Here is a 26523-nt window from a genome sequence, read left to right on the forward strand (position 1 = left end):
GATGAATGAAAACTCAATTGCCGCGTTTCGTCGCGGCTACCGTATGCAGTGGGAAGCCGCCCAGGATACTCATGTGGTGCTCTATCCCGAAGGCATGGCGAAGCTGAACGAAACCGCCGCCGCCATCCTTGAACTGGTGGATGGCAAGCAGGATATCGCCGCGATTATCGCAACGCTGGATAGCCGTTTTCCGGAAGCGGGCGGCGTGGGTGCAGATGTTTTAGAGTTCCTGCAATCAGCCTATGAACAGAAGTGGATACAGTTCCGTGACCCCGCATAAACCTGACGTGAATCCGCCGCTCTGGCTGCTGGCCGAGCTGACCTATCGCTGTCCGCTGCAGTGTCCCTACTGCTCCAACCCGCTGGATTTCGCCCAGCAGGAGAAGGAGCTGACCACCGAACAGTGGATTGAGGTGTTTCGTCAGGCGCGGGCGATGGGCAGCGTGCAGCTCGGATTCTCGGGCGGCGAGCCGCTGGTCCGTAAAGATCTGCCGGAGCTCATCAAAGCGGCGCGCGACCTCGGCTTCTACACCAACCTGATCACCTCGGGCATCGGCCTGACGGAGAAGAAGCTGGATGCGTTCAGCGAGGCGGGTCTGGATCATATCCAGATCAGCTTCCAGGCGAGTGACGAAACCCTGAATGCGGCGCTGGCCGGTTCGAAAAAAGCGTTTCAGCAGAAGCTGGAGATGGCGAAAGCGGTGAAAGCCCACGGCTATCCGATGGTGCTGAACTTTGTTCTGCATCGTCATAACATCGACCAGATCGACAGGATCATCGATCTCTGCATTGAGCTGGAAGCGGATGACGTAGAACTGGCGACCTGTCAGTTCTACGGCTGGGCGCAGCTTAACCGTGAAGGCCTGCTGCCCACCCGCGAGCAGATCGCCCGCGCAGAGGCGGTGGTGAAAACCTACCGCGAGCGGATGAGCACCACCGGCAATCTGACCAACCTGCTGTTTGTGACGCCAGACTACTACGAAGAGCGCCCTAAGCCCTGCATGGGTGGCTGGGGCGCCATCTTCCTCAGCGTTACGCCAGAGGGCACCGCGCTGCCGTGCCACAGTGCGCGTCAGCTCCCGATAGAATTTCCCTCAGTGCTGACGCAAAGTCTGGACGATATCTGGTATAACTCATTCGGCTTCAACCGTTATCGCGGTTTTGACTGGATGCCAGAGCCATGCCGCTCCTGTGATGAGAAAGAGAAAGATTTTGGCGGCTGTCGCTGTCAGGCTTACATGCTGACCGGCAATGCCGACAACACCGATCCGGTCTGCAGCAAATCACCGCATCACGGCAAAATCCTTGACGCCCGGCGTGAGGCGGATTGCAGCGACATTAAAATTGGTCAGCTGCAGTTCCGTAACCGCAGCAACTCACAACTGATCTATAAAACACGGAACCTCTGATGAAAACGCGTTGCCTGGAGATAAACGGTCTGACGGTTGAACTGGTGCATCAGCCCGATGCCAGCCAGGCCGCCGCCCTGATTCAGGTGGGCGCGGGGAGTCACGACGAACCCGATCGCTGGCCCGGACTGGCGCATCTGCTGGAACATCTGCTGTTCACCGGCAGCACCGGCTGGCCTGATGAGGGCCGGTTGATGAGCTGGATTCAGACGCAGGGTGGCAGGGTTAACGCCACCACGCTGGCCCGGCGCAGCGCGTTCTTTTTTGAGGTTACGCCGTCGCTGCTGGCTGAGGGGCTGGCGCGGCTGCAGGATATGGTCTGCCATCCGCTGCTTGATAATCAGGCAATCGGTCAGGAAGTGGCGGTGATTGATGCGGAATATCAGCTATTGCAGCGTCATCAGCCGTCACGCATTGAAGCGGCACTGCTGCACGCCGCAGCGTCACCTGCGGAATTCCACCGGTTCCATATTGGCAGCCGGGCGAGTTTTGGCGATGAGCTCTCTGCACTGCAGCGGGCCCTGCGCCAGTTCCACCAGCGCTACTACTTCGCCAGCAATATGCGGCTCTGGCTGCAGGGGCCGCACTCACTGGATGAGCTGGAACAGCTGGCGCGTAACGTTGCTGCCGCGCTGCCCTCTGGTCAGTGGCGACAGGATCTGCCACCGCCGCAGCTGACCAGCGATACCTGCTGGCAGCTGGCAGAGACCGCACCTGGGGCGCTATGGCGCAGCTGGATACTGGATAACAGTGACGGTGTCACGTTATGGCGTGAATTTCTGCTGGATGAAGCACCCGGATCGCTGCTGGCTACCCTTCGTGAGCAGGGGCTGGCAGAGTCGCTGGAGCTGAAGTGGATCTATCAGGCGGGAGGCGCGCTCTGGCTGGCGCTGGGCGTTGAAACGCATCAACCCGAAACCGTTAATGTCTTGATCGACCGTTATCTGGAGGCACTGCGCCAGACGAATAAGCCACAACATCAACACTATCACCAGCTGGCAAAGCAGCGATTCGTGACGCTGTCACCGATGGAGCAGTTACGCCAGCGCGCAATCGGCTTTGCGCCAGATGAAGCCGTGCCTGCGTTACAGCCGCTGCTGGCGCGTCTCACCGACGCGCCGGGCACGCTGCTGTTCTGCACGTCGCACCCGGCTGAGGAAACCCTTCAGACGCAGGGATTCAGCCTTGCGCTGACCGCCTGGCAGCCAGCCCCGTCTGAGGCGCTACCTCCGGCGCATTTCACATTCTACCCGTTCGAGACTGCCTTAACGTCTGAGCCGCTGCCCGCACAGGCGGTGGCATTGCCGCATCATCAGCCTGATGACCTGCAGGCGACGCTGATCCTGCGACCAGAGTTCTGGTCAACGTTCACCGAAGCGGCAGGCGAAGCGCTGGGGCGGCGGTTACGTCCGCTGTTTGCCGCGTTGCGTCATCAGGGCGGCAACGGCAGCTGGCAGGAGGTGGAGGGCGTGTGGCAACTGACGCTACAACTGACGCCGGATGAGGCGGTGGCTGACCGGGCGCTGAGCCAGATTGTCGCCGCACTGACGCTGCCGGTTGAGGCGGCGCAGCCTTCTTCGGGTGAAAGCATCGCGATTCGTGCACTGCTGCGGCAGTTGCCCTGGCAGCTGGCCGCCACCATTACGCCACATTGCTGGCGGGCGGCGCTGAAAGGCGGCAACGCGGCACTGCATTCACTGATTGCCCGGCGGCTGAGCGCACTGTCGCTACCGGTTAATCCTGACACGCCGCCAAAGCGCATGACGACACAAACCGGTATGACGCGCCTGCCACACAGCAGCGCGGACAATGCTCTGCTGCTGTTTATCCCGCTGCATCGACCTGAACAGCTGGCGGCGCTACGCGCGCTGGCGCTGATCTACGAGCCGCGCTTTTTCCAGCGCTATCGCGTTGAGCAGCCTATCGGTTATGTGGTCAGCAGCCGCTATATGCGCTGTGCCGATGAAGATGGGGTACTGTTTGCGCTGCAGTCGCCCGATTACAGCGCGCTGTCACTGCTGCGCTACTGCCGCAACTTCCTGCGGTCACTGAACGAGACGCTGGCGGGTTACGATCTGGCGGCACTGAAAGCGCGTCTTCTGAGCCGGGAAGTGGAGCAGCCACTGGCGTGCTTACGCGCTGACAATGGCCTGGCAGAACCGGATGCGGCGCAGATTGAGGCGCTGACACTTGCGGATCTGCAACAGCTTCACCGCACGCTGATTCAGGATCGCCGCCGCTGGCGGGTGCTGTTCACCGGCGGCGAGAATGTGTAGCGCCCGGTATAAAGTTGCTGAATTTATTTGAAAATTACCGACAAATCTCTTCACTGTCTATTCCGGGCGAACTGGACCACACTCAATTCACTTTGTCCGCATAAGGAATTGACCGTGAAAAACTTCAAACGTATTGCACTGCCCCTGTTAGCCGCTGCCACCCTCTACGCCCCGTTGTCTCAGGCTGAGGCGATGCACTACCAGCTGAATCCTGAGCATACGTCGGTGATTGTTGCGTGGAACCACTTCGGCTTCTCAAACCCAACCGCTGATATCCCTGATGCAACCGGTAACCTGGTGTTTGATAAAGATCATCCAGAGGCATCACGCGTTGACGTGACCCTGCCAGTCAGCAAAATCGACAGCCACGTGGCTGCGCTGACCAAAGAATTCAAAGGCGCTGAGTACTTCGACACCGCTAAATATCCGACTGCGACCTTCCACAGCACCAAAGTGGTGGCGAAGGGCGACAACAAATTTGATGTTGAAGGCAACCTGACCCTGAAAGGGATCACCAAGCCAGTTACGCTGCACGCGACGCTGAACAAGCAGGGCGAGCATCCGATGGTGAAAAAGCAGGCGATTGGTTTTGATGCCACCGGCACTATCAAGCGTTCTGACTTTAAGCTGGACAAATATGTCCCAGCGGTAAGCGACGAAGTCACTCTGACTTTGTCTACTGAAGCCTACGCCAAGTAAGCTTTTTGGGGCGTAGTGGCTTGCTGCTACGTCCCTTATTCGTTTTTTCCGCGCCTTCTTCCCCTCTGAAATCTATTCTGCCCGCCTGTTTATCTGCCATAAAATAATCCGGATATCTCCTCATCAACTATTTTCTGAACGCTTTATCTGGCCCGGAACCGGGAAAAATGAGGCGAAAGTCACAAATTTGCAACAGCACGGAATAAGCCACTCTGTGCCGCTGTGTGGCGAAATAAAATTCAGATGTCTTCTGAAATAACTCATTGATTTATATAGTTTCACTCTAATCGGCCTTCCCGCGAATAGTGTGATTTTGATCTCAAAAACCGCCGTTCAGACACCCCTGTCAATAACTCCGCCCAAAAAATACCGCTCGTAACTGTGATCTCCTCTGCAAATAGCAACCCCACGAACCGGAAGAATGGCCCTCAGCAGCTTAAGACAGCGAGGTGAGGGAAATGCGAATTGGAATGGTGATCAGTGGCGGTGATGTAACCGGCATTAATAATTTTGTCTTCCAGTTAGGGCGTATGACGCAGGCCGAGATCGTGATATTTGATGGTGGCATTCCCGGCCTGCTGGCAAATAACCATCGTGATATCAGCCAGCGTGATCTGCTCGACTTTTCCATCGCCTCAATTCCGGTTATGCAATCGGGACGCACGCAAAAGAAACTGGTGCGCAGCGAATATGAATGTATTGCCCGCCAGCTGAAAAGCGCCCGTATTGAAGTGTTAATTATGTCGGGCGGTGACGGGTCGCTGCAATTTCTCCATACCCTGTCGGAGTCTGGCGTTAATTGTTTCGGCGTCGGCATGACTATCGATAATGATGTCTTCGGCAGTGATTACACCCTGGGTTTTTCCACCGCCTGCGAGCAGGTATTAAAAGAGGTCGCGAAACTGCGGAATACCGGGCGCGCCTTACCTGGCCGGGTATTTATGCTGGAGTTACTCGGCGGCTACTGCGGCGAATTAACCCTGCAGTCGGCGATTAAATCCAATGCGGACATTGCGCTGATCCCGGAGTGCCAGATTCCTTTGCCACAGCTGGCGCAGCGCATCACCCAGCGACTGGCAGAACAGAACAGCGTGATCATTCTCTGTTCAGAAGGCTACACCCGCGAATATTCGCCCGGTTTTCAGGGGGCTATCGACACCTTAATCAAACAGCTTGAGCCGCTTATTGGCGTACGCGTCCGTAAAACTATCCTCGGTTACGGGCTGCGGAATGGTGATCCCACCTGCGAAGAGATTTATCAGGGCACCATTATGGCCAGTGAAGTGGTGCGTTGTATTCAGTCAGGCATGCGGAATAAAGCGGTCATTATTAACGGCAGCAATAAACCGATTCCGATTGATTTAATAAGCATGCAAAAACGCCTGGTCGATATTGACGGGCACCATTACAAACTCGCTAAACAACTCAATATATTGTGAGGAGAAAACCATGCTGAAAATATTATGTGTCTGTGGTTGTGGCTTAGGATCCAGTTTTGCGATTGAGATGAGCGCAAAAGCGGTTTTAAAAAAACTGGAGATTGAGGCCGATATCGATCACACCACCATTTCAGAAGCGAATGCCTTTAAGTCGGACATGATTCTGACGCAAAAAGCCTTTGCCGATGTGTTAAATGCCGACGCCAGTCCGGAACAGATTAAGCGGGTCATTATTCTTAACCGGCTCACCGATAAAGCGGAAATAGAGCAGAAGATCCTGGCCTTTTTAAAAGAACGCAACGTAAAGGTCGCCGCCCATGAATAGTGTGATCGACTTCCTGGTAAAAGATCTGCTGGGGCAGGCGTCTATTCTGATCGCCTTTATTGCCCTCATCGGTCTGCTGCTGCAAAAGAAATCCGCAGGCAAGGTGGTGGAAGGCACCTTTAAAACCCTGCTCGGTTTTTTAATTATGATGGCGGGTATCAATATTATTGTGGGAACCCTGACGTTCCTCAATACTATTTTTACCCACGGCTTTGGCATGCGCGGCTATATCACCGATGTTGCCGCCATTGCCGGGCTGGCTAACCGTGAGCTGGGGTCTGAAGTGGCACTGACGCTGCTGGTGATCTTTATCGTCAATATCATCATCGCGCGACTGACGCCCTTTAAGTACATCTTCCTGACCGGCCAGGCCCTGCTGTGGATGGCGACAATTGGCGCGGTGATTGGCTATAAAGCGGGGCTGACCGGTCTGCCGCTGATCCTGACCGGCGGTATCTTTGGCGGGATCATGGCCGTGGTGATGCCTGCGCTGGCGCAGCCGGTGGTACGACGTATTACCGATTCGGACGACGTTGCCCTGGGTCACTTCTGCACCATTGGTTATCTGGTCACTGCGGCGGTCGCCAAAGTGGTCGGCAAAGGATCGCGATCCACTGAAGATCTTAAGCTGCCCGATAACTTCAAGTTTCTGCAGGATACCTATCTGTCGATGGCGCTGGTGATGGTGCCGATGTACCTGATCCCCGCCGTGGCGGCCGGTCCGGCGTTTATCGCCCAGTACAGCAACGGCATGAACTACCTGATGTACGCCTTTATGCAGTCGATTCAGTTCGTGGCCGGAGTCTTTGTGCTCTACAGCGGCGTTCGTCTATTGCTGAACGAGCTGGTGCCTGCCTTCCGCGGTATCGCCATGCGTGTCGTGCCGGATGCCAAACCGGCGCTGGACTGCCCGGTGATGTTTCCCTATGCCCCGAACGCGGTGATTGTTGGCTTTCTCGCCACCACGCTCGGCTCAATTGTCGGCATGCTCGTCTTCCCGATGTTTGGTCTGGCGATGATCCTGCCTGGCCTGCTGACCAACTTCTTTGCCGGTGGCACCGCCGGGGTATTTGGTAATGCCATGGGTGGAAGGCGCGGCGCGATGATCGGCGGCTTCGTCCACGGCCTCTTTATCACCATTCTGCCCGCCATCCTGGTGCCAATGCTGGAGAGCTATGGCTTCACCGGTGTGACCTTCAGTGACTCAGACGTTATCAGTACCGGCCTGGTGCTGGGCCACGCCTTCCAGAATAACTGGCTGTTCGTCGCCCTGTTTATTGCCTTTGTTACCGCGCTTGCCTGGTTTGTTAATGGCAAATCCACAAAACCTCAAGAGGAAAAAATTCATGAAGCTTTATAACTTCGCCGATCTGTTACAGCTGGCTAAACAGCGCGACTTTAAAGCGGTGGGTTCTTTTAATCTTCACTGCCTGGAGATGCTGCCCGCCTATTTTAAAGCGGCAGAGAAAACCAATAGTCCGTTAATGATTCAGATCTCCACCGGCACGGCGAAATATCTCGGCCATAAATTACTGGTCGATGCCATTAAATCGCTGTCAGAGAGCAAAAATGTCCCGACCTGTCTGCATCTCGATCACTGTTCCGATTTAGCGGCGATTCAGACCGCGATTGATGCCGGATTCAGTTCCGTGATGTATGACGGGTCCCATCTGTCAATTGAGGAGAATATTGCCAATACCCGCCGGGTGATTGATATGGCGCGTCCGCACAATGTTTCGGTAGAAGCGGAGCTGGGCGCGATTGGCGGCTCGGAAGATGGTAAATGCGTGGAAATGGAGGCGATTGCGTTTACGCCGGTGGAAGATGCGCGCCGCTTTGTCGAAGAGACCGGCGTCGATATGCTGGCGATCTCCATCGGCACCGTGCATGGACTTTACACCGGCAAAGCGCATATTCAGCATCAGCGGCTGGCAGATATCACGGCGGCAACCCACACGCCACTGGTGCTGCACGGCGGCACCGGCGTCAGCGATGAAGATATGCGGCTGGCGGTCAGCAGCGGTATTGAGAAGGTCAATGTCGGCACCGAAATGAATGTTCAGTGGGTGGCGCAGTGCAAATCGACCTTTGAAAAAGGCAAGGTCAATGACAGCGTGCGTAATTTCCTGGTGCCGGCCAATGATGCGGTAACCAGTGTGCTGGTAGAGAAGATGCAGTTATTCCGGTAATCGCCCGTTTCGCCATCACCGGCTTATTGCGTCAAACCTTTTATAATTACCTATTAATCTGAGCCACCCCGACATGCTACGGGGCAGGAGAGCCTATGTTTGGATTCTTAAAAAAGTCTCCGGCTGTGGAACAACCCAGCGAGCAGCAGCAGGATCATCTGGCGGAATTAAGTCGCGAGAAAATAACGCAACTGGAGCAGCAGCTGGCTATTAATCCGCGTGATGGCGAAACGCAAAAACAATTAATGCTGGAATATAACCGGGCATTAAGCTTATTTGCGAAAAGCCGTCGCTATCGCAATGAAATTGATGCGCTGTTTGTCAAAATCGATGAATTACGCAATGTGGTTCGCCAGTCGATTTAAGGAGAGCTGATGACGATTAAGCAGTTATTGCAAAAGGCAAACGCCATTCAGATTGGTATTGACGCCACGGACTGGCGTCAGGTTATCGCGCTGGCTGCCGAACCCCTGGTCAGTGGCGGCTATCTCGATGCCTCTTATCCTGATGCGGTCATCGCCAATACGCTGGCCCATGGCGCTTACTACGTGTTTGAGGAGGGGATCGCCATTCCCCATGCGCGACCGGACGCGGGGGTGATCCGCGACTGTTTCAGTATGATTCTGTTGAATGAGCCGATCTCGTTTGAGGGCAGTGATAAAGCAGACATTGTGATTATGTTTGGCGCGCGTGACAGCAATGCGCATATAGAAGAGGGGATCCGCGCGATTGTGTCGCTGCTGGAAGATGAGGAAACGCTGGTCCGGTTACGTCAGGCCAGCAGTGTCGCGGAGGTCATCGATATCTTATGACGCAAAACATCCCCCCCAAACGCGTGGTGCTGGTTAACGGTATTCCGGCATCGGGTAAAAGCACCCTGACGCGCGTGCTGTCACAACACTTTAGCTGGCCGGTGCTGACGCTCGACAGCCTGAAAGAGCCGTTTATGCACGCTTTTGCGCCGGTCGATCGCCAGCGTAACCGGCAACTGGGCTGCGCGGCCTATCAGGCGATCTGGAACATCGTCGCGCAGGCACCCGCCAGTCAGATCTGGCTGATCGACGCCTGGTTTGGGTTCCAGCCCCGTACGCTGCTGGAGCAGGGACTGAAACAGGCGGGCGTCGAAGAGGTGCTGGAGCTGTGGCTGAAGATTGAGCCGGAGGTGGCGGTGGCGCGCTATCAGGCGCGGCTGTCGCAGCGGCTGCCGGGCCATCCAGGGGCTGAGTATCTGCCGGAACTGCGCCAGCTGGCACAACAGGCCACTCCGATGGCGCTGGGCCAGGTGTATGAGGTTGATGCCTGCGCCCAGGATCACGCTGCCGTCATTCACTGGCTGCAGCAGCAACTGACCAGAACCCGCTACTACACTTCAGTTCATCATCAGAGGAGTGAGGAGTTGCAGGATGTCGTCGCCCCCTTATCTGCAAACCGGTGAAAGCGCCGTGCTCTACGACGGTGTCTGTAAGCTGTGCAACGGCTGGGTTCAGTTCCTGCTGCGTCGCCATCTGGCGCGGCAGGTCCGTTTTGCCTCAGTGCAGAGCGAGCAGGGCAAAGCGCTGCTGCGCTGGGCCGGACTGCCGGAAGAGAACATCAGCACCATTGTCTACATTGCCGATAACCAGCACTGGCTGCGGGCGCAGGCGGTGTTCCGCGTGATGCAGCACCTGCCGGCACCCTGGCGCGGGCTGGCGGTGCTGCGCCACTTTCCCGACGCGATCAGTAACTTTGCCTACGACCGTATCGCGTTAAACCGCTATAAGCTGTTTGGGCGTTACAGCGCCCAGCACGCTATCCAACCCGATTATCCCGGACGTTTTCTGCATCAGGTTGATACAGCTCACTAATCTTTAACAGTCAGTCGCAGGTGGCAATGAGATCAATGAGAACAATGATGTTATTGTTATGTCCACCGAATGTTAGATAAATGTGATGCTTTCAGGAAGCGGTAAGAGGGATTTATGCCGGTTAATTTCGATCTAAACGATCTCTACGCGTTTCGCGCGCTGGTGGAGTTTGGCAATTTTCGCCTGGCGGCAGAATCGATCTGTCTCTCACAGTCGGCGCTGAGCCGCAGGATAGATAAGCTGGAAACCTCGCTGGGGATCAAACTGTTTGAGCGTACCACGCGCCGCGTCACGCTGACGCTGAAGGGGCATGCGTTTGCTCAGCGCTCGGATAAGTTGCTGGCTGATTTTGAGGAGGTCATGGCCGATCTCAGTGAGGTGAGCTTAGCCCGCACGGGACTGATTACCATAGCCTGCGTGCCGTCAGCCGCCTACTACTTTATGCCCAACATTATCCGGCTGTTTCAGGCGCGCTATCCCCGCGTACGAGTCAAACTGATCGACAGCAGTGCGGCTAACGTTTATGACGCGGTGATTGGCGGTCAGGCCGACTTTGGCATCAGTTTTTCCAGCCGCTCGCAGCCGGATGTGCATTTCCAGCCGCTGATGGATGATCCCTACGTGGCGGCCTGTCGGCGTGACCATCCTATAGCTGGCAAAAAGAGTCTGAGCTGGCAGGCGTTTTATCAGTATGAATGGGTCGGGCTGGATAAAACCTCCGGCAATCGCAACCTGCTGGATCAGGCGCTGCAGGCGATCATGCCGGAGAAACCCTGTATCTGTGAAACCCGGCACGTCACCACCATGCTGGGGATGGTTGAGGCGGGGCTGGGCATTGCTGCCGTCCCCGCCATGTCGATGCCTGGCTACGATCACGCCCTGCTGATGGCGGTTCCATTGACCGATCCGCAGGTGAAACGCACCGTGGGTCTGCTACGTAAAAATGGCCGGTCGCTGTCGCACATTGCGGGCGAACTGGAGAACCTGATTATTGAACAGTATCAGCGTCTCTGACCGGTTTAGACGCTTTCACGGTGTGCAGTCCGCTGGCGTGCACCGCCTGTTGTGCCTCAGAGGAGGCGAGCCAGCGCAGCAGCTTAGCCGCCTCATCCGGCTGCGCTGACTTGCGCACCACGGCACCGGCGAAGCGGGTGGTGTATTGCAGCTTGTCCGGCAGTTCGCCAATAAAAGTAACGCCCGGCACCGGCAGCAGCTCACTGACCTGCTGAAAGCCGATAGCGTATTTACCGGCCGCGACCTCTGAGGCCACCGGGATGCGCTCAACCTTCACCGCTTTCCCCTTAACCTGATCTTCAATGCCCAGGCGGCTGAACAGCTGGCTGCTGACATACTTACCGCTGGCGCTGTCAGAGTAGGCGATTGAGCTGGCGTTCAGCAGAGCAGTACGCAGCGCGCTTTCGCTGCCGATCTTAACCGGCGTGGCACCCTGTTTGATCACCGCGCCGATGCGGGAGTCTGCCAGCTCAACCCGTGTACCCGGCAGCGTCTCGCCCTGCTTTTGCAGATCGCTTAGCGCATCGCCGACCATAATCACCACATCGGCCGGTTCACCACGCGCCAGTCGGGCCGGAATCGCCTGCGGGGTTTTGCCCATAGACGGACCGGCGACGGTGTTGATAGTGATCCCTTCACGCTGGGCGAAGCGGGGCGAGAGCGTATCCCACGCTGCTTTAAACCCGCCGGAGATCATCACCGTCAGCTCTTTTGCCTGCGCCGTGGCGCTGCCCGCCACGCTGAACAGCAGAGCAGCGTACAGCGACATCGTTTTCAGTTTCATTTTACGTTCCTCAGCTAACGGTTTCATGGGCAGGCGATACGGCACTGCGTGTACGACGATAGAGATAAAGTGTTGCCCCCAGGGCGCAGACTGCTGCAAAACTCATCCAGTAGCCTGGCGAGGCTTTATCGCCGGTCATCTCAATCAGGCCGGTTGACATCACCGGCGTAAATCCGCCAAACAGCGCAGTTGCCAGGCTATAGGCCAGCGAGAAGCCCGCCACGCGCACTTCCGCTGGCATGATTTCGGTCAGCGCCGGGATCATCGCGCCGTTGTAGAGACCATAGATCATTGAAAGCCACAGCAGCACGCCCAGCATCATCGAGAAGCCCGGTGCGGCGGCCAGCATGCTCAGAGCCGGATAGGTGGTGACTATTGCCAGCAGGGTCATGGCGACCAGCACAGGCTTACGGCCAAAGCGGTCGGAGATCGCACCGCCAATCGGCAGCCAGATAAAGTTCGACACCGCCACCAGCAACGTCACCAGCAGGCTGTCAGAGGCGCTGAGCAATAGCACTTTCTTGCCAAAGGTCGGCGCGTAAACCGTAATCAGGTAAAACGCAGTCGTGGTCATTGCTACCATCAGCATCCCGGCAATCACCACCTGCCAGTTGGCGAGCAGGATGCGGAACACCTGCTTCACATCGGGATGGCTGCGACGGTTGTTGAACTCCTGGGTCTCTTCCAGCTTGCGACGCAGCACGAAAATAAACGGCACAATCAGGCAGCCAAACAGGAACGGAATGCGCCAGCCCCATTCACGGATGGCACTCTCTTCCAGCACCGCGTTGAGGATAAAGCCCATCGCCGCCGCCACCATAATCGCGACCTGCTGACTGCCCGACTGCCAGCTTGTGTAGAAGCCCTTGCGGCCTGGTGTGGCGATCTCTGCCAGATAGACCGACACGCCGCCCAGCTCCGCACCGGCGGAAAAGCCCTGCAGCAGCCGACCAATCAGCACCAGCAGCGGCGCCCACAGCCCAATACTCTGGTAAGAGGGGATCAGCACGATCATAAAGGTGCCTGCTGCCATGATGGAGAGCGTGACGATCAGCCCTTTACGACGGCCAACCTTATCGATGTACGCCCCCAGCACTACCGCGCCAATCGGGCGCATCAGGAACCCTGCGCCAAACACGGCAAAGGTCATCATCAGTGAGGCGAACTCACTGCTGGCCGGGAAAAAGGTATGGGCGATATAGGTGGCATAGAAACCGAACAGGAAGAAGTCGAACTGTTCGAGAAAGTTGCCTGAGGTAACACGGAATATTGCGCCAATCCTGGCGCGGTGAGTCATGGGTGAGGTTGTCTGCATCAGTAACTCCAGTAAGGTATGACGCTTTTTGCCGCGCCTGTGACTGAAGAGTGGATCAGCGCCCGGCGCTAAATAAGTGCAAAAAGGGCATCGATTAATGTGCCAGCCGCATGATTGCCAGGCGTTATCACTTAAAGTGTTTCGCATTCAACAGGTTAAATGGCGGGATGGTTTTTTTGTGCCTGTTAGTGAGTCTGAGAGGAGTTTGCGGAAATGTGACAGATTTCATAAGCGTGTTGCAGGCGAATAGAGGGAATCTGGCTTGTCTGAGGCCATCAGCGCAGAGTCTGGCGGCAAAAAAAAGGTTCAGAACGCAGGCAGCAAGGCGTCAGGGAAAGGTTATGCCAAAAATCTGATGTAAATGTCGGACGCCCGCTACGGTAAAAACCACTTCACGGTAGCCAGGCTGCCGGGTTAGCCAGCCTTGCGTTTCAAAGGCACTCAGCAGCGCTGCACCCGCGTAGCCGCCGAGATGGAACCGGCGCTCACTCCAGTCGAGACAGCCACAGCAGGCTCTGCGGCGTCCGGGCTGTGACAGATCAATCTGCAACGCCGCAAACTGCTGCAGACCCAACAGGGTGACAGCGCTGCCTTCCGGCGTGATCCAGCCCTGTTGCGCCATTGCGGCATAGATCTGCACCGCAATCTCACCGGCCAGATGGTCGTAACAGGTGCGGGCGGAGCGAAGTGATGTCGGGGTGGTGCTCGCCGGCGCGGCAATCCGTCGCCACGACACGCCCATCATGTTCTCAATCAGCGCAGCGATGTCACTGCCGGTCAGTCGGTAATAACGGTGACGCCCCTGCGCCACGCAGACGATCAAGCCACTGGTGATCAACCGGTTCAGATGGGCGCTGGCGGTTGAGGGCGCCACGTCGGTGACGGCACTGAGTTCGGTGGCGGTCCAGGCGCGTCCATCCATCAGCGCGGACAGCATCTTCACCCGTGACGGATCGGCCATTGCGGCGGCGACGCCCACAATCGCATTCTCAAGTGCTTCGCTATCGTCAGGTGCGTTATGCGGTTGTGGAGTTGCCATCAGATTACAGTGCCCATTCTGTGGTCAGCCCGGCGGCTGATCGATTGTTATCGGTAATCAGGATCAGCTGGTTAGCGTGATCGCTGTATTGCACCAGGATGTTGATTCCGGCATCGGCAAGGCGTGCAGTGATCGCCCCCAGCTCGCCGGGACGCTGTTGCGGTAACCTGCGAATAAGCGGGACGTTAACTGCCTCGACGGCGATACCTTCTGCTTCAAGCACGGCCCGCGCCCGTTCGCCTTCCTCAACCAGAAAATGAGCGTGGCTTTGCTCACCAAAGGAGAACAGGCCGCCGCCTTCCAGTCCAATCCCATGACGGCCCAGCAGCGTGGTGAGCCGGGAAAGTGTGCCTGGACTATTTTGCAGGATGACATGAATATCGAACATGTTAATTTACTCCCTGTTGTGAGGCATATTCTCTGATCAGCGTGACGATGCGAAGACGGTAACCGGCAAAAAGGGTCTCGCGGCCTTCACGCTGTGCGGACTGGTGACAGAGGTTGCGCTTCCAGGCCAGCACCGATTCTTCATCGCGCCACCAGGAGAGCGAGAGAATTTTTTTCTCATCGGTCAGGCTTTGAAAGCGCTCAAGAGAGATAAACCCGCTGTTTTGCATCAGCAGCGGTTTAAGGTCGGCAGCCAGTTGCAGGTAACGCATCTGGTGTTCGGGTCGGGCTTCGGCTTCAAATAGTACGGCAATCATCGCTATCCTCCTTTGGGTGATAGCGCAAAAATAGCGGGCGGGGCGGGTTGATGCTTCGGCCGGTAACGAAATATGGCTGCAGGGGCGACCTCCAGCCGGTGCAATCTTGTAATGGAGCAGATGATATGTTCAGCGGACTCAGTGCGTTCCCCCTTACTCCCTTTGCGGCAGGCAAGCCCGATGAAGCGGCTTTTTTGCGGCTGCTGCGCAGGCTGACTGATGCAAAAGTCGATTCACTTGGCGTGCTGGGGTCCACCGGCAGCTACGCCTATCTCACCCGCGCGCAGCGCAGGCGTATCGCAGAACTGGCGGTGGAACATGCAGAGTCGATTCCGGTGATGATCTGCATTGGTGCGGTGGGCACTGACGAGGTGCTGGCGCTGGCGGAGGACGCGCAACAGGCGGGCGCGGCCGCCTTACTGCTGCCGCCGCTGGGTTATCAGACGTTGAATGAAGATGAGGTGTTCACGCTTTTCGAGACCGTGACGCGACACGCCTCGGTGCCAGTCTGTATCTATGACAATCCCGGCACCACCCATTTTACGTTTTCCGATGCGCTGCTGAGCCGGATCGCCGCACTTTCCGGTGTCGGGTCAGTGAAAATTCCTGGTGTACCGGCGGAGCAATCTGCGGCTAACGATCGCCTCGCTCAGCTGCGCGGCACGCTGCCAGATTCCGTATCGATTGGCGTCAGTGGCGATGCCTCAGCCGCCAACGGGCTGATTGCGGGCTGTGATGGCTGGTATTCGGTGTGCGGCGGACTGTTTCCGCGCGTTGCAAAAGCGATGACCGAAGCGGCGGCCGCAGGCGACCATCAGAGCGTCAGGGCGCAGTCCGATCGCCTGCAGCCGTTATGGGCGCTGTTCCGCCAGCATGGCGGCAGTTTCCGGGTGATCAGCGCCGCGGCGGGGCTGCTGGGACTGACCGAACGCGACTCCCTGCCGCGCCCGCTGCTGCCACTCTCCGCGGCGGACTGCCAGCAGATTGCTGACGTGCTCGCGGCACTCGACCTCTCTTAAGATCCCACGCCAGAAGGCATTAACCGTGGCGCACCAGGTTAAAGCCTTCTTCCTCCTGCGGCGCTTCGAAATAGCGGGTAATCAGCGCGAACTGATCGTCCGTTGCGGCAAAGGCGTGTTCGCCGTCCTGATTTCGGGCGTGCAGGCGCGATTTACACAGCGCATCCGGTACGTCCAGATAATGCAGGCGATGGTCGGCAGAGGATGCCTTAATCACCGACATCATCCAGTCGCGATTCGCCCGGGTGTTGGCAGGAAAATCGAGCACCACCGACACGCCTGCGTTAAGCAGCGCGACCAGATGAGGCGTCATCGCCTTTCTGAGTTTTGCCGCATAGCGCACGTAATCGGCCACCGACTGCATCTCGTCCTTATAGAGCGCGGCGAGCCACTGATCCTCGCTGATCACCACGCAATCGGGGGCGGCGCTCAGCTCAGCCGCCAGCGTCGATTTCCCGGAGGCAATTTTTCCACACAGCAGATGCAGCGTGGCGGGGGCAAAGGTCATGGTCATATCACTCCTGTGTCAGCCTGATAGTGAACCGCGCGCATTACGCGAAAGGAAGGTAAAGCAGGTCTCGCCGAAGCGGGATTCAGGCTAACAAAACAGGGGAGAGATAAGCAATGAGAGGCATAAAGTTGCTGGTGAGTAAAACCCGGATTTACCGCGCGTAACAGCCTTCGCTGCTGCGGGCGTTACTGCATTCAGCAAAAACCGCGGCTTTCGCTGGGCACGTTGACACGCCTGAACGGGGAAGTGCGGTCAGGCGTTGAGTGCAATATCAGATACGCTTTCAGAAAGGGGTGAATCGGCGCTGAACAGCTGGCAACTGACTTCATTTTTGTGCCATCAGCAACGTCAGCAGTTCGCGGCAGCATGCCTCTTCTTCTGCACTGTCTGCGGATGCCAGGTGGCGCAGCAGTTCCATACAGCTTTTTTCCTTGCCCGCTTCCAGTAACTCTTCGATCAGAAAGTTGAGTTTGTCCTGTTCAGACACGGCAAAGGATGAACTAAACTCATTTTTGATCGGGCCACTGTGATTCACCGGCAACGTGAGGGTGTTTTGCATTGGCATAGTATTGTCCTGTTTCGGGTTAAAAAATGTTCGGCGATTGCTATTAAACTTATACAACGATCCGGAATTTGTACAGAAATCTGCCCGATTGATTTTCAGGACGAAGCTAAGCGCAGCGCGGTTGCGGCGTAAATGTCAGCTAATCATTAAGTTAGCGGGAGAAGGAATTTCAGAAAAATTCTGCGGGCCTGAAGCAGGATGCGGAGACGGGAAAAACCAGGTCAGTCCTGCGTCAGGTCAGCAGGCGGCCCACCGGGCCGCCTGCACTATTTAGCGGTCAGGAAATCTTCGCGCTGCGGTGTAAACGTATCCAGTAACGTGCCCGCCTCAAGACAGACACAGCCATGAACCACATTGGGCGCTTTGTAGAGCGTATCTCCTGCGCCCACCTCACGCGTTTCACCATTGATGGTGAAGGCAAAACGTCCGCTCAGCACATAGGTCAGCTGCTCGTGGGGATGGTGATGCAGCGGGCCGACAGCCTCTTTCTCAAAAATCACTTCTACCGCCATCATGGTGCCGCCGTACGCCAGCACGCGGCGGGTCACGCCGTTGCCCAGATCTTCCAGTGGTCGCTCTTTATGGTAGATAAACATCGCAATCCTCCTGCGGTTGCCCCTGCTGCGGTGACCGTTTTGTGATGGATCTCACAGCACTCGGGTGAATTAGTTTATGCACTTTAGTGGTTTTTCACTAAAATGAAACGGTGTTTCAATTAATTTATAAGGGTAGATCATGAAAATCGCGTTAATGATGGAAAACAGCCAGGCCGCTAAAAACGTTACCGTGCTGAAAGAACTGGAAGGCGTCGCACAGCCACTGGGCCATCAGGTCTTCAACGTCGGTATGAGCGATGAGCAGGATCACCATCTGACCTATATTCACCTCGGCATTCAGGCCAGCGTGTTGCTCAACAGCCAGGCCGTGGATTTCGTGGTCGCGGGCTGCGGCACCGGGCAGGGCGCGCTGATGTCGCTTAACATTCACCCGGGCGTCGTCTGCGGCTACTGTATCGATCCGGCGGATGCCTACCTGTTTGCGCAGATCAACAACGGTAATGCCTTATCTCTGCCGTTCGCCAAAGGCTTTGGCTGGGGCGCTGAACTTAACCTGCGCTTTATCTTTGAAAAAGCCTTCACCGGCGAGAAGGGCAATGGCTATCCGCCAGAGCGTAAAGAGCCGCAGGTGCGTAATGCCGGTCTGCTGAATCAGGTCAAAGCTGCCGTGATCAAAGAGAACTACCTCGACACGCTGCGCGCCATCGACCCTGAACTGGTGCGTACTGCCGTTAGTGGCCCACGTTTCCAGCAGTGTCTGTTTGAGCATGGCAAAAATCAGGAAATCGTCGCTTTTGTGCGTCAGTTGACCCACTAACGCATCTGGGGTCATAAGGCCGGTCTGACCGGCCTTTTTTTATTCTCTCTTTCCCGACATCAGCTGAACGTCAGCTCTGCTGCGCCAGCGCCGGATTGTAATGGCGACTCGCCTCCACCAGCATCCGGGTGTAGGGCATCGCGGCGCGGTCGGCCACCAGCGTCGGCACATCCAGCGTCTCCAGCACCTTGCCCTGTTGCATAACCGCCACGCGATGGCAGAGGTGCGCCACCACGCCGAGATCGTGTGTCACCATCAGATAGGTCAGGTTCTCCTGCTGCTGCAGATCGCTGAGCAGATTGAGGATCTCCGCCTGCACCGAAACATCCAGTGCGGAGGTCGGCTCATCCAGCAGCAGCACGCGCGGCTCTAAAATCAGCGCACGGGCAATCGCCACGCGCTGACGCTGACCACCGGAAAGCTGGTGCGGATAACGCGTCTGCCAGGCGCGATTCAGCCCGACCTTATCCAGCATCGCCACGACGCGCTGCTGGCGCTGCCCGATACCCTGAATCTGTAATGGCTCTTCAAGGATATCGCCCAGCGTATGACGCGGATGCAGGGAGCCATAAGGGTCCTGAAACACCATCTGCACCTGACGGCAGCGCGCCCGATCGATGCGGTGCGCCAGCGGCTGGCCATCAATGGTCAGCTCTCCCTGCCAGTGATTAAACAGGCCCGCCAGACACTTCAGCACCGTGGTTTTACCCGAGCCTGACTCACCGACCAGCCCGAAGATTTCACCCTGTTTAACCTGCAGGCTGACGTCGAACAGCACCTGATTACGGCGACCCTCTTCACCAAAACTCAGGTTGAGATTTTTCACCTCAATCATCGTAACTCCTTAGTCAGTTAGCCAGCTGGCGTGACGTTGTAACACCGGCAGACGGGTGCGCCGCCGATCAAGGTCGGGCAGTGCTGCCAGCAGTCCCTGGGTGTAGGGATGCTGCGCGCGGTCAAGTTCGCTGGCGGCCAGCGACTCCACCACGCGTCCGGCATACATCACCAGCACCCGATCGCAGAAGCTGCGCACCAGATTGATATCGTGACTGATAAAAATCAGTCCCAGACCGCGCGCTTTCACCAGATCATCCAGCAGCGCCAGCACCTGCAGGCGAACCGAGACATCCAGCGCAGAGGTGGGCTCATCGGCAATCACCAGTTCCGGCTCGGTGATCAGCATCATGGCGATCATGACGCGCTGCCCCTGGCCGCCGGAAATCTCATGGGGATAGAGCTGATATACCCGTTCAGGATCGCGGATTTGCACTTCCTCCAGCATCGCCATCGCCCGCTGACGTGCCGCAGATTTCTGGCCGCGATGGTGACTGCGCCAGGCTTCGGCAATCTGTTCGCCAACCCGGATCACCGGATTCAGCGAATATTTCGGGTCCTGCATAATCATCGAGATACGTTTGCCACGAATGGCGCGCATCTCTGCCGGGCTGGCGTGCAGCAGGTCGATATCGCCAAACTGCATCCGGCTCGCCTCAATGCGCGCCTTAGCTGGATGCAGCTGCAGCAGGGCGCGACCCACGGTCGATTTACCGGAGCCGGACTCACCGACAATCGCCAGCTTCTCCTGACCGAGCTGAAAGGAGACGCCACGCACCGCCGGCGTAATCTGGCGTCCGTTAACAAAGTTCACGTGCAAATCGCGCACGTCGAGCAACGGCGAGGCGTTACTCACTGCGGGGATCGAGCAGGTCACGTAGGCCATCTCCTAAGAAGTTAAATGCCAGGCTATTAATCAGGATCGCCAGACCGGGAACGGTCACCACCCACCAGCACTCCAGCATGTAGGTGCGGCCACTGGCGATCATCGCGCCCCATTCCGGATCCGGCGGCTGCGCGCCCAGCCCAAGAAACCCCAGCCCGGCGGCGGTGAGGATAATGCCCGCCATATTCATGGTGATGCGGATAATTACCGACGGCAGGCAGAGCGGAATAATGTGCTTCCAGAGCACCCGCAGCGGCGACGCGCCCTGTAAGCGCACCGCCGAGATAAAGTCCGCCTGACGCAGCGACAGCGTTTCAGCGCGGGCCAGACGGGCAATGGGTGGCCAGGCGGTGAGCGTAATGGCGATCACCACATGCTCCAGACCCGGCCCCAGCGCGGCAACAAAGGCCAGCGCCAGTACCAGGCTCGGGAAGGAGATAAAGATATCGGTGACGCGCATCAGCACGCCGTCGACTTTGCCGCCAAAATAACCGGCGGTGACGCCCAGCAGCAGGCCCAGCGGCCCGACGGTGACCGATACCAGCAGCACGATGTAGAGCGTGATGCGTGCGCCCCACACCAGACGACTGAAGATATCCCGGCCAAACTCGTCGGTGCCGAACCAGTGGGCCGCGCCGGGGGGCGTCAGCGCATTGTTAAGATCCTGAACCAGCGGGTGATACGGCGCGATCCAGGGCGCGAACAGCGCCACGATGCAGAGCACCAGCACAATGCCACCACCAATCGCGGTCAGGGGATTACAGGCCATGCGCCAGAGGAAATAGCCGCAGCGGGCAGCAAAACGCTGACAGCGCACCAGCCGCTCACGGGAATGACTCACAGACGCAGCGTCAAAAGAGATCGTCATACTTTGGTCCTCGGATCGAACACCTGATAGAGCAGGTCGGAGATCAGGTTAAGCAGCACAAAAATCAGGCCCACCACCAGCACACAGCCCATCACCGCATTCATATCGCCCAGCATCAGGCTGCCGGTGAGGTAGGAACCAAAGCCGGGCCAGGAGAAGACGGTTTCAATCAGCACCGCGCCCTCCAGCAGCGAGCCATAGGCCAGCGCCACCACGGTCAGCAGCTGCACCAGGATATTGCGGAAGGCGTGCTGCCAGATCACCTGCCATTCAGTCAGGCCTTTGACCCGCGCGGTCAGAATGAACTCCTGCGACAGCTGCGCGAGCATAAAGCTGCGCGTCATGCGGCTGATATAGGCCATGGAGTGAAAGCCGAGCAGCGAGGCGGGCAGCACCAGATGATTCAGCGCATTCCAGAACACCTGACTGTTGCCCGCCAGCAGGGCGTCAATCAGCATAAAGCCGGTGCGACGTGGCACGATGCCATCCAGGCTGAAGTCCACCCGACCTGCGCCGCCGACCCAGCCGAGATGGGCATAGAACAGCAGCAGGCCAATCATGCCGACCCAGAAGATTGGGGTGGAATAACCGGCCAGGCTGAGCATCCGCACCACATAGTCGATGACGCTGTTGCGACGCGCCGCCGCCAGCACACCCAGCGGCACGCCCAGTCCTGCGCCAATCACAATCGCCAGCGTGGCCAGCTCTACGGTTGCCGGAAAGACGCGCACAATGTCATGCACCACCGGCTGACCGGTGAGCAGCGCATGGCCGAGATCGCCATGCAGCAGCGCGTTAAGGTAGATGCCAAACTGCACCCACAGCGGTTTATCAAAGCCGAGCTGGTGATAAACCTGCTGATAGGTGGCCTGATCGGCGTCGGGGCCGACAATCGCCAGCACCGGATCCAGCGGCATTACCCGGCCAATAAAAAAGGTCAGCAGCAGCAGGCCGAACAGGGTAATCACTACCTGCACCGCGCGATGGCTGATGCGGCGGCACTGAGTTCGGGTCAGGGTCAGGATCATAGGGTGCCTCCCGCTTTGGCTTCAGGGGTTTTCCAGACATCGCGGAGGAAGGTGGTCGCTGAGGGATGCGGCTGATAATCCTGCACCCGGTTACTGACCACCACGGAGTCGAGCATTTGTGAAATCGGCATCAGTGCAGGCACCAGCTGGTCATAGCGCTGCTGGATGGCGTAATAGGCCTGCTGCTGGCGGGTCTTGTCGCGCTCCACCAGCGCCTGATCGATCATGCTGTTGAGCTGTGCGTCGTAGAAACCGGTGCGCCAGCCCTGGAAGTTGGTCAGCCGGGCGCTGTCAGCATTATTCGGGTTATAGACCAGCGCGCGCAGGCTGGAGTGGGGATGCGGCTCCACGCCGCTGCCGCCGCGTCCGACCAGCAGACTGAACTGGCGATCGCGCATCGCGCCATAGATCTGGTTACCGGTGCCGGTGATGATTTTTGCGCGGATCCCGCCCTGGAGCAGCGTCGACTGCACGGCGATGGCGATGTTCAGAAAGGGCTGATCGGCCAGCACCCGCAGCGTGGTGTCGAATCCATCCGGATAACCCGCTTCAGCCAGCAGTGCGCGGGCGCGCGGCACATCGAGCCGGTAACCGGGATCGGGCAGCGTGGCGGGCATGCCAGCCTGAATCGGGCGCTGATGCAGCTCGCCATAGCCGGTCATCAGGCTTTTATTGATGCCCTGATAATCGACCAGGTAGCGTACCGCCTCCCGCACTTTGATATTGTCGAAGTGCGGATCTTTCATGCTCATCGCCAGGTAGTAGATCGTTCCTTTTCTTACCGCATCAATGGTGAGATCGGGGTCGTGCCGCAGGGCGCGCACGTCGGGGATCGCCATGTTGCTGGCGATATCCAGATCGCCTTTCTCCATCATCAGTCGCAGGGTCTGCGACTCCTGCAGATGGCGGAACACCACCCGTGACATCTTCGCCTCGCCGCGCCAGTAATCGGTCGCACGACTCATGCGCAGCACATCTTTTGCCTGCCATACATCCAGCCGGAACGGGCCGGAGCCCGCTTCATGGGTAGTGAGCCAGCGGTTGCCCCAGTCGCCATCCACCTCATGCTGCTGCACGGTTTTGCTGTCCAGCACCACCATGCTGCCCAGCGCCGCCAGCGAGTAGATCACCAGTTGCGGATCGTTAGGTCTGGGCAGGGTGATCACCAGCGTGCGGTCGTCGGGTGCGGTAATCATCTGGTCAACGTTGTCACGGCTGAAACCGTACGATTTCCACACCGACGCCTGCGCCAGGTTCAGATGCAGCACCCGCCGCATCGACCAGACTGCATCGGCGCTGGTCAGCGGATTGCCGGAGTGAAACCTGACGTTGTCGCGCAGGTGAAAAGTCAGGGTGCGGTTATCCGGACTGACTGACCAGCGTTCCGCCAGCGCCGGGCGCACCTCGGTGAGTTGCTGCGGGTTCAGCTCGACCAGTCCGTCATAGAGATTCACGACAATGCCGACCACTTCGTTGCCGGTCATAGCGGCCGGATCCAGGGTGAGCAGGTTATTCATATTCATGCCGACGATCAGCTGGTCATCCGGGGTCTTTGCCTGGATTGACGCGCTGCCCGTCAGCACCAGCAGCGTGATCAGCCACGCGCCACATCGTTGTGTCAGGGTCATAGGTAAAGTCCAGCAGGTCAGAGGTTTTCCCGTTTACGACTCTGCCTGCTGCTGGCCACCGGGATGGCAGGCAGCAGGCGGGCGACGGGGTTATTATTGTTTGCCGTACTTCGGTAGTGCGATTTACCAGCGGTTCAGCGTGTGCGTCTCAATCCAGCTGAAGTTAATATCCTCCCCCAGCCCGCTGCGGGTGGGCAGGGTGACAAATCCCTGATCGTCCATCGGGTCGATCAGGCTGTTGAGGTAGGCGGGCGGTGTTTCATAATCCAGGAAGGGATGCAGCAGGCCGCGCTCATACCAGCGACAGTTACGGATCGCCCCGACAACCGCCAGGCTGGCCGCACCGTTGCCGTGCACTTCGCAATCCATGCCAAAGGCTTCAGCCAGATTCGCCACTTTCAGGGTGGGCGAGATGCCGCCTACGCCGTTGGCACCGGCTCGCAGAATGTCGCAGGCTCCGGCACGCACCCAGTCGGCGCGGCTGTGATGTTTACCGCCCAGGCTCTCCGGACCAAGCACGTCGATAGAGAGGTTTTCGGCCAGCCAGGTGTAAGAGGCCATGCTCTCTTCCTCCATCGGCTCCTCGAACCAGGCGAAATTAAGCTTTTCCAGCGCCTTGCCGATGGTCAGCGCGTCACTGCGGCTGTACCAGTGGTAGCCATCCAGCATCAGCGCGATATCGGGGCCCACCGCTTCACGCACCGCCGCGCAGGCTTTGATATCCATCGCCGGGCTGGGTGCGAAGGAGACTGGCGGCATCCAGGTGTGCAACTTGATCGCCTGATACCCGCGTGCCACCAGCTTTTCCGCGAACTGCGCATACTCATCCGGTGTTGATAATCCACCGCTCAGCTCATCACCACACATGGTGCTGCCGTAAGCCGGGATCTTCTCGCGATAGCCGCCCAGCAGTTTGTGGACAGGCTGTTTCAGCTTCCGTCCAATCAGATCCCACAATGCCTGCTCCACAGCGGAAAGCGCCCGCTCGGTGAGCTGATGGGCGCTGCCGCGCTGCCAGTGCACCAGATCCTGCCAGAGACGCTCCCGGTCAAAGGCGTTCTGACCGATCAGCACTTTGCGGAAAAAGGCATTAACCACATGGGATCGCACCACTTCCGGCGGCGCAAAGGCGTAACCACAGTCGCCTTCCTCGCTGGTCAGGGTCAGTAGCGCCATCTGCGCATCATTTTCCGGGCCAGGGTGGGAGTGTCCTGCGCTGTCGGCGCAACGCTGGGTGGGATAGGTAAAAAGGGTGACATCAATGGCGCTGATCTTCACGGTTAAGCTCCTGTGGCAGTCTGTCCTGTTGAATTATTAAAACGCTGTTTCATTTTCAATCTAGCCTTCACAATTCATTAACGCATTAGCCAAAACGATACGATTAATGGCTAATATGTGTGCAACTGCCCAGGGTGTTGTGAACATATTCACGAAAGCTGACCGTTTTGTGAGCAGCGACACGCTCCGCTTTTTCCTCTCAAGGGATCTCTTTGAGCGCAACTCCGCCAGTTAACCCCGCCGCAAAAAACATTTAACCGGATGACTTCCCCTGACCACTGTTTTAGGTGATAGTAACGCCGCTTTACATTAATAATTCTCATTATCATTTGTGCGGGTTTTTACAATGAAAAAATGGTTTTTAGCGCTGGGGCTGCTCACGCTGGCAGGGACGGCTTCGGCCAAATTGATTACCGATGTCGCAGGCCGTCAGGTCGAGGTGCCGCAGGAGGCAAAACGCATCATTCTGGGTGAGGGCCGTCAGATGTATCTGCTGGCGGCATTTGATACTGATGCCCCATTTAAACGGGTGATTGGCTGGCGTGACGACTTCCCGAAAGCGGACTGGGACGGTTATCAGGCTTACGAAAAACGCTATCCGGAAATTAAAAAATTACCGACCTTTGGCGGGGCGAAAGATGGCACTTTCAACGTCGAGCAGGCGTTAACCCTGAAGCCCGATCTGGTGCTGATGAATCTGGAATCCAAAGCCGCCACCGATGAAGGCAAGCTGATTGAAAAACTGCAGGCAGTAGGCGTGCCGGTGGTGTTTATCGATTTCCGCGAAGCGCCGATGGTGAATGCGGAGAAAAGTATCCGCATCATGGGCGAACTGGTGAACAAACCGGCGCGTGCCCAGGAAATTATCACCTTCCGCCAGCAGCAGATTGACCTTGTCACCTCGCGTCTGAAGAACTTTACCGGCTACCGCCCGAAAGTGATGATTGACCGCGCAGGCGGCTACAGCGACGAGTGCTGCATGTCGTTTGGCAATGAGAACTTTGGTCAGATGGTTGAGATTGCGGGCGGTCGTAACATCGCTAAAGATCTGATCCCTGGCACCTTCGGCACCGTTAACCCGGAACAGATTATCGCCAGCCAGCCGGATGTGGTGGTGGTGACCGGCGCTAACTGGAAGAATTACAACACCGTGGGCAAATGGGTCGGCGTCGGTCCGGGTGCCAATGTCACCGAGGCTACCGCGCGTCTTAAGGGGCTGATGATGCGCGATGCTTTTAAAACCCTGCCGGTGGCGCACAACGGCAATGTCCACGCCATCTGGCATCAGTTCTACGACAGCCCTTACCAGTTTGTGGCTATCCAGGCGCTGGCGAAATGGCTGCATCCCGATCTGTTTGCCGATCTGGATCCGGACGCCACCTTCCGCACGTTCCACGAGAAGTTCCTGCCGCTGCCTTATCAGCCAGGATACTGGGTTACTTTACCCGCTGATAAACCCTGACTGACCGGCGATGACAGGGACGTCATCCGCCTG

The 26523-nt window shown here is 57.6% G+C and carries 30 protein-coding genes; 16 read left to right on the forward strand and 14 right to left on the reverse strand.

What is annotated here, in order from left to right:
• Position 1 precedes the first annotated feature (1 nt).
• The 13 genes from pqqD to psrA all read left to right on the forward strand — a co-directional run bounded on the left by pqqD (position 2) and on the right by psrA (position 11195).
• The gene (gene pqqD / locus ACMGGP_RS08070) at positions 2-280 is read left to right on the forward strand and encodes a pyrroloquinoline quinone biosynthesis peptide chaperone PqqD (RefSeq protein ID WP_010245072.1); all 279 of its coding nucleotides are present in this window, start codon (positions 2-4) and stop codon (positions 278-280) included.
• Positions 267-1409 (forward strand): pyrroloquinoline quinone biosynthesis protein PqqE, encoded by a 1143-nt coding sequence (pqqE, locus tag ACMGGP_RS08075; RefSeq protein ID WP_010245070.1) that lies wholly within the window; start codon positions 267-269, stop codon positions 1407-1409. Before pqqD ends, pqqE begins: the two co-directional genes overlap by 14 nt.
• Positions 1409-3685 (forward strand): pyrroloquinoline quinone biosynthesis protein PqqF, encoded by a 2277-nt coding sequence (gene pqqF / locus ACMGGP_RS08080; protein ID WP_346554680.1) that lies wholly within the window; start codon positions 1409-1411, stop codon positions 3683-3685. Before pqqE ends, pqqF begins: the two co-directional genes overlap by 1 nt.
• Before the next feature lie 114 nt (positions 3686-3799).
• The gene (locus ACMGGP_RS08085) at positions 3800-4384 is read left to right on the forward strand and encodes a YceI family protein (RefSeq protein WP_010245067.1); all 585 of its coding nucleotides are present in this window, start codon (positions 3800-3802) and stop codon (positions 4382-4384) included.
• A gap of 458 nt (positions 4385-4842) precedes the next feature.
• Positions 4843-5823 (forward strand): 6-phosphofructokinase, encoded by a 981-nt coding sequence (locus tag ACMGGP_RS08090; RefSeq protein WP_489376689.1) that lies wholly within the window; start codon positions 4843-4845, stop codon positions 5821-5823.
• 10 nt (positions 5824-5833) lie between these two features.
• Complete coding sequence (locus ACMGGP_RS08095) at positions 5834-6148, forward strand: PTS sugar transporter subunit IIB (protein WP_010245062.1); 315 nt, start codon at positions 5834-5836, stop codon at positions 6146-6148.
• On the forward strand, positions 6141-7508 hold the full coding sequence (locus tag ACMGGP_RS08100) for a PTS sugar transporter subunit IIC (protein WP_498798339.1): 1368 nt from the start codon (positions 6141-6143) through the stop codon (positions 7506-7508). Before ACMGGP_RS08095 ends, ACMGGP_RS08100 begins: the two co-directional genes overlap by 8 nt.
• On the forward strand, positions 7495-8337 hold the full coding sequence (locus tag ACMGGP_RS08105) for a class II fructose-bisphosphate aldolase (protein WP_010245055.1): 843 nt from the start codon (positions 7495-7497) through the stop codon (positions 8335-8337). The genes ACMGGP_RS08100 and ACMGGP_RS08105 overlap by 14 nt, the downstream gene beginning before the upstream one ends.
• A 95-nt stretch (positions 8338-8432) precedes the next feature.
• Positions 8433-8702 carry a hypothetical protein gene (locus ACMGGP_RS08110; RefSeq protein WP_010245053.1) on the forward strand — a complete coding sequence of 90 codons (270 nt, stop codon included), beginning with the start codon at positions 8433-8435 and terminating at the stop codon, positions 8700-8702.
• A gap of 9 nt (positions 8703-8711) precedes the next feature.
• A complete protein-coding gene (locus ACMGGP_RS08115; RefSeq protein ID WP_498798340.1) occupies positions 8712-9149 on the forward strand; it encodes a PTS sugar transporter subunit IIA in 438 nt (145 codons plus the stop codon).
• Positions 9146-9772 carry a P-loop nucleotide/nucleoside kinase family protein gene (locus ACMGGP_RS08120; RefSeq protein WP_498798341.1) on the forward strand — a complete coding sequence of 209 codons (627 nt, stop codon included), beginning with the start codon at positions 9146-9148 and terminating at the stop codon, positions 9770-9772. Before ACMGGP_RS08115 ends, ACMGGP_RS08120 begins: the two co-directional genes overlap by 4 nt.
• Positions 9741-10181: a thiol-disulfide oxidoreductase DCC family protein gene (locus tag ACMGGP_RS08125; protein WP_033757591.1), complete on the forward strand. Its 441-nt coding sequence runs from the start codon at positions 9741-9743 to the stop codon at positions 10179-10181. Before ACMGGP_RS08120 ends, ACMGGP_RS08125 begins: the two co-directional genes overlap by 32 nt.
• A gap of 114 nt (positions 10182-10295) precedes the next feature.
• A complete protein-coding gene (gene psrA / locus ACMGGP_RS08130) occupies positions 10296-11195 on the forward strand; it encodes an L-proline-binding transcription factor PsrA (RefSeq protein WP_064691306.1) in 900 nt (299 codons plus the stop codon).
• Here the strand turns inward: psrA and ACMGGP_RS08135 are convergent.
• The 5 genes from ACMGGP_RS08135 to ACMGGP_RS08155 form a co-directional block, all read right to left on the reverse strand.
• Complete coding sequence (locus ACMGGP_RS08135; protein WP_033757594.1) at positions 11170-11979, reverse strand: molybdate ABC transporter substrate-binding protein; 810 nt, start codon at positions 11977-11979, stop codon at positions 11170-11172. The genes psrA and ACMGGP_RS08135 overlap by 26 nt on opposite strands.
• A gap of 10 nt (positions 11980-11989) precedes the next feature.
• A complete protein-coding gene (locus tag ACMGGP_RS08140) occupies positions 11990-13294 on the reverse strand; it encodes an MFS transporter (protein WP_022625676.1) in 1305 nt (434 codons plus the stop codon).
• Positions 13295-13622: 328 nt separating this feature from the next.
• Complete coding sequence (locus tag ACMGGP_RS08145; RefSeq protein ID WP_061901456.1) at positions 13623-14333, reverse strand: ArsR/SmtB family transcription factor; 711 nt, start codon at positions 14331-14333, stop codon at positions 13623-13625.
• 4 nt (positions 14334-14337) lie between these two features.
• Positions 14338-14721 carry an amino acid-binding protein gene (locus ACMGGP_RS08150; protein ID WP_010245033.1) on the reverse strand — a complete coding sequence of 128 codons (384 nt, stop codon included), beginning with the start codon at positions 14719-14721 and terminating at the stop codon, positions 14338-14340.
• A 1-nt stretch (position 14722) separates the two neighbouring features.
• The gene (locus tag ACMGGP_RS08155) at positions 14723-15037 is read right to left on the reverse strand and encodes an antibiotic biosynthesis monooxygenase family protein (RefSeq protein ID WP_061901455.1); all 315 of its coding nucleotides are present in this window, start codon (positions 15035-15037) and stop codon (positions 14723-14725) included.
• A gap of 125 nt (positions 15038-15162) precedes the next feature.
• On the opposite strand from ACMGGP_RS08155, the gene ACMGGP_RS08160 reads away from it, so the two are divergent.
• Positions 15163-16056, forward strand: coding sequence for a dihydrodipicolinate synthase family protein (locus tag ACMGGP_RS08160; protein ID WP_064691307.1), 894 nt, complete (start codon positions 15163-15165; stop codon positions 16054-16056).
• Between the two features lie 19 nt (positions 16057-16075).
• On the opposite strand, the gene ACMGGP_RS08165 is transcribed toward ACMGGP_RS08160, so the two are convergent.
• From ACMGGP_RS08165 to ACMGGP_RS08175, 3 genes are all read right to left on the reverse strand, one after another.
• Positions 16076-16570, reverse strand: a complete 495-nt coding sequence (locus tag ACMGGP_RS08165; RefSeq protein ID WP_064691308.1) for a P-loop nucleotide/nucleoside kinase family protein — start codon at positions 16568-16570, stop codon at positions 16076-16078.
• A gap of 322 nt (positions 16571-16892) precedes the next feature.
• Positions 16893-17126, reverse strand: a complete 234-nt coding sequence (locus ACMGGP_RS08170) for a hypothetical protein (protein ID WP_498798342.1) — start codon at positions 17124-17126, stop codon at positions 16893-16895.
• Between the two features lie 272 nt (positions 17127-17398).
• On the reverse strand, positions 17399-17728 hold the full coding sequence (locus ACMGGP_RS08175) for a cupin domain-containing protein (protein ID WP_010245017.1): 330 nt from the start codon (positions 17726-17728) through the stop codon (positions 17399-17401).
• A 139-nt stretch (positions 17729-17867) separates the two neighbouring features.
• On the opposite strand from ACMGGP_RS08175, the gene ACMGGP_RS08180 reads away from it, so the two are divergent.
• Positions 17868-18506 carry an RpiB/LacA/LacB family sugar-phosphate isomerase gene (locus ACMGGP_RS08180; RefSeq protein ID WP_003853539.1) on the forward strand — a complete coding sequence of 213 codons (639 nt, stop codon included), beginning with the start codon at positions 17868-17870 and terminating at the stop codon, positions 18504-18506.
• A gap of 70 nt (positions 18507-18576) precedes the next feature.
• On the opposite strand, the gene ACMGGP_RS08185 is transcribed toward ACMGGP_RS08180, so the two are convergent.
• The 6 genes from ACMGGP_RS08185 to ACMGGP_RS08210 form a co-directional block, all read right to left on the reverse strand.
• On the reverse strand, positions 18577-19341 hold the full coding sequence (locus tag ACMGGP_RS08185) for an ABC transporter ATP-binding protein (protein ID WP_010245009.1): 765 nt from the start codon (positions 19339-19341) through the stop codon (positions 18577-18579).
• A 9-nt stretch (positions 19342-19350) separates the two neighbouring features.
• Positions 19351-20226: an ABC transporter ATP-binding protein gene (locus ACMGGP_RS08190; protein WP_194710857.1), complete on the reverse strand. Its 876-nt coding sequence runs from the start codon at positions 20224-20226 to the stop codon at positions 19351-19353.
• On the reverse strand, positions 20189-21094 hold the full coding sequence (locus ACMGGP_RS08195) for an ABC transporter permease (RefSeq protein ID WP_010670128.1): 906 nt from the start codon (positions 21092-21094) through the stop codon (positions 20189-20191). Before ACMGGP_RS08195 ends, ACMGGP_RS08190 begins: the two co-directional genes overlap by 38 nt.
• Entirely contained in the window at positions 21091-22122 is a 1032-nt protein-coding gene (locus tag ACMGGP_RS08200) for an ABC transporter permease (RefSeq protein WP_010245000.1), read from the reverse strand. The genes ACMGGP_RS08195 and ACMGGP_RS08200 overlap by 4 nt, the downstream gene beginning before the upstream one ends.
• Entirely contained in the window at positions 22119-23750 is a 1632-nt protein-coding gene (locus ACMGGP_RS08205; RefSeq protein ID WP_033757607.1) for an ABC transporter substrate-binding protein, read from the reverse strand. Before ACMGGP_RS08205 ends, ACMGGP_RS08200 begins: the two co-directional genes overlap by 4 nt.
• Before the next feature lie 123 nt (positions 23751-23873).
• Complete coding sequence (locus ACMGGP_RS08210) at positions 23874-25028, reverse strand: mandelate racemase family protein (protein ID WP_187513629.1); 1155 nt, start codon at positions 25026-25028, stop codon at positions 23874-23876.
• Between the two features lie 346 nt (positions 25029-25374).
• Between ACMGGP_RS08210 and ACMGGP_RS08215 the strand changes: the two genes are divergently transcribed.
• A complete protein-coding gene (locus ACMGGP_RS08215) occupies positions 25375-26490 on the forward strand; it encodes an ABC transporter substrate-binding protein (RefSeq protein ID WP_010670131.1) in 1116 nt (371 codons plus the stop codon).
• Positions 26491-26523 lie beyond the last annotated feature (33 nt).

This window comes from Curtobacterium sp. BNK-1 (genome assembly GCF_048685235.1).
In the GTDB taxonomy this organism is placed as follows: domain Bacteria; phylum Pseudomonadota; class Gammaproteobacteria; order Enterobacterales; family Enterobacteriaceae; genus Pantoea; species Pantoea agglomerans.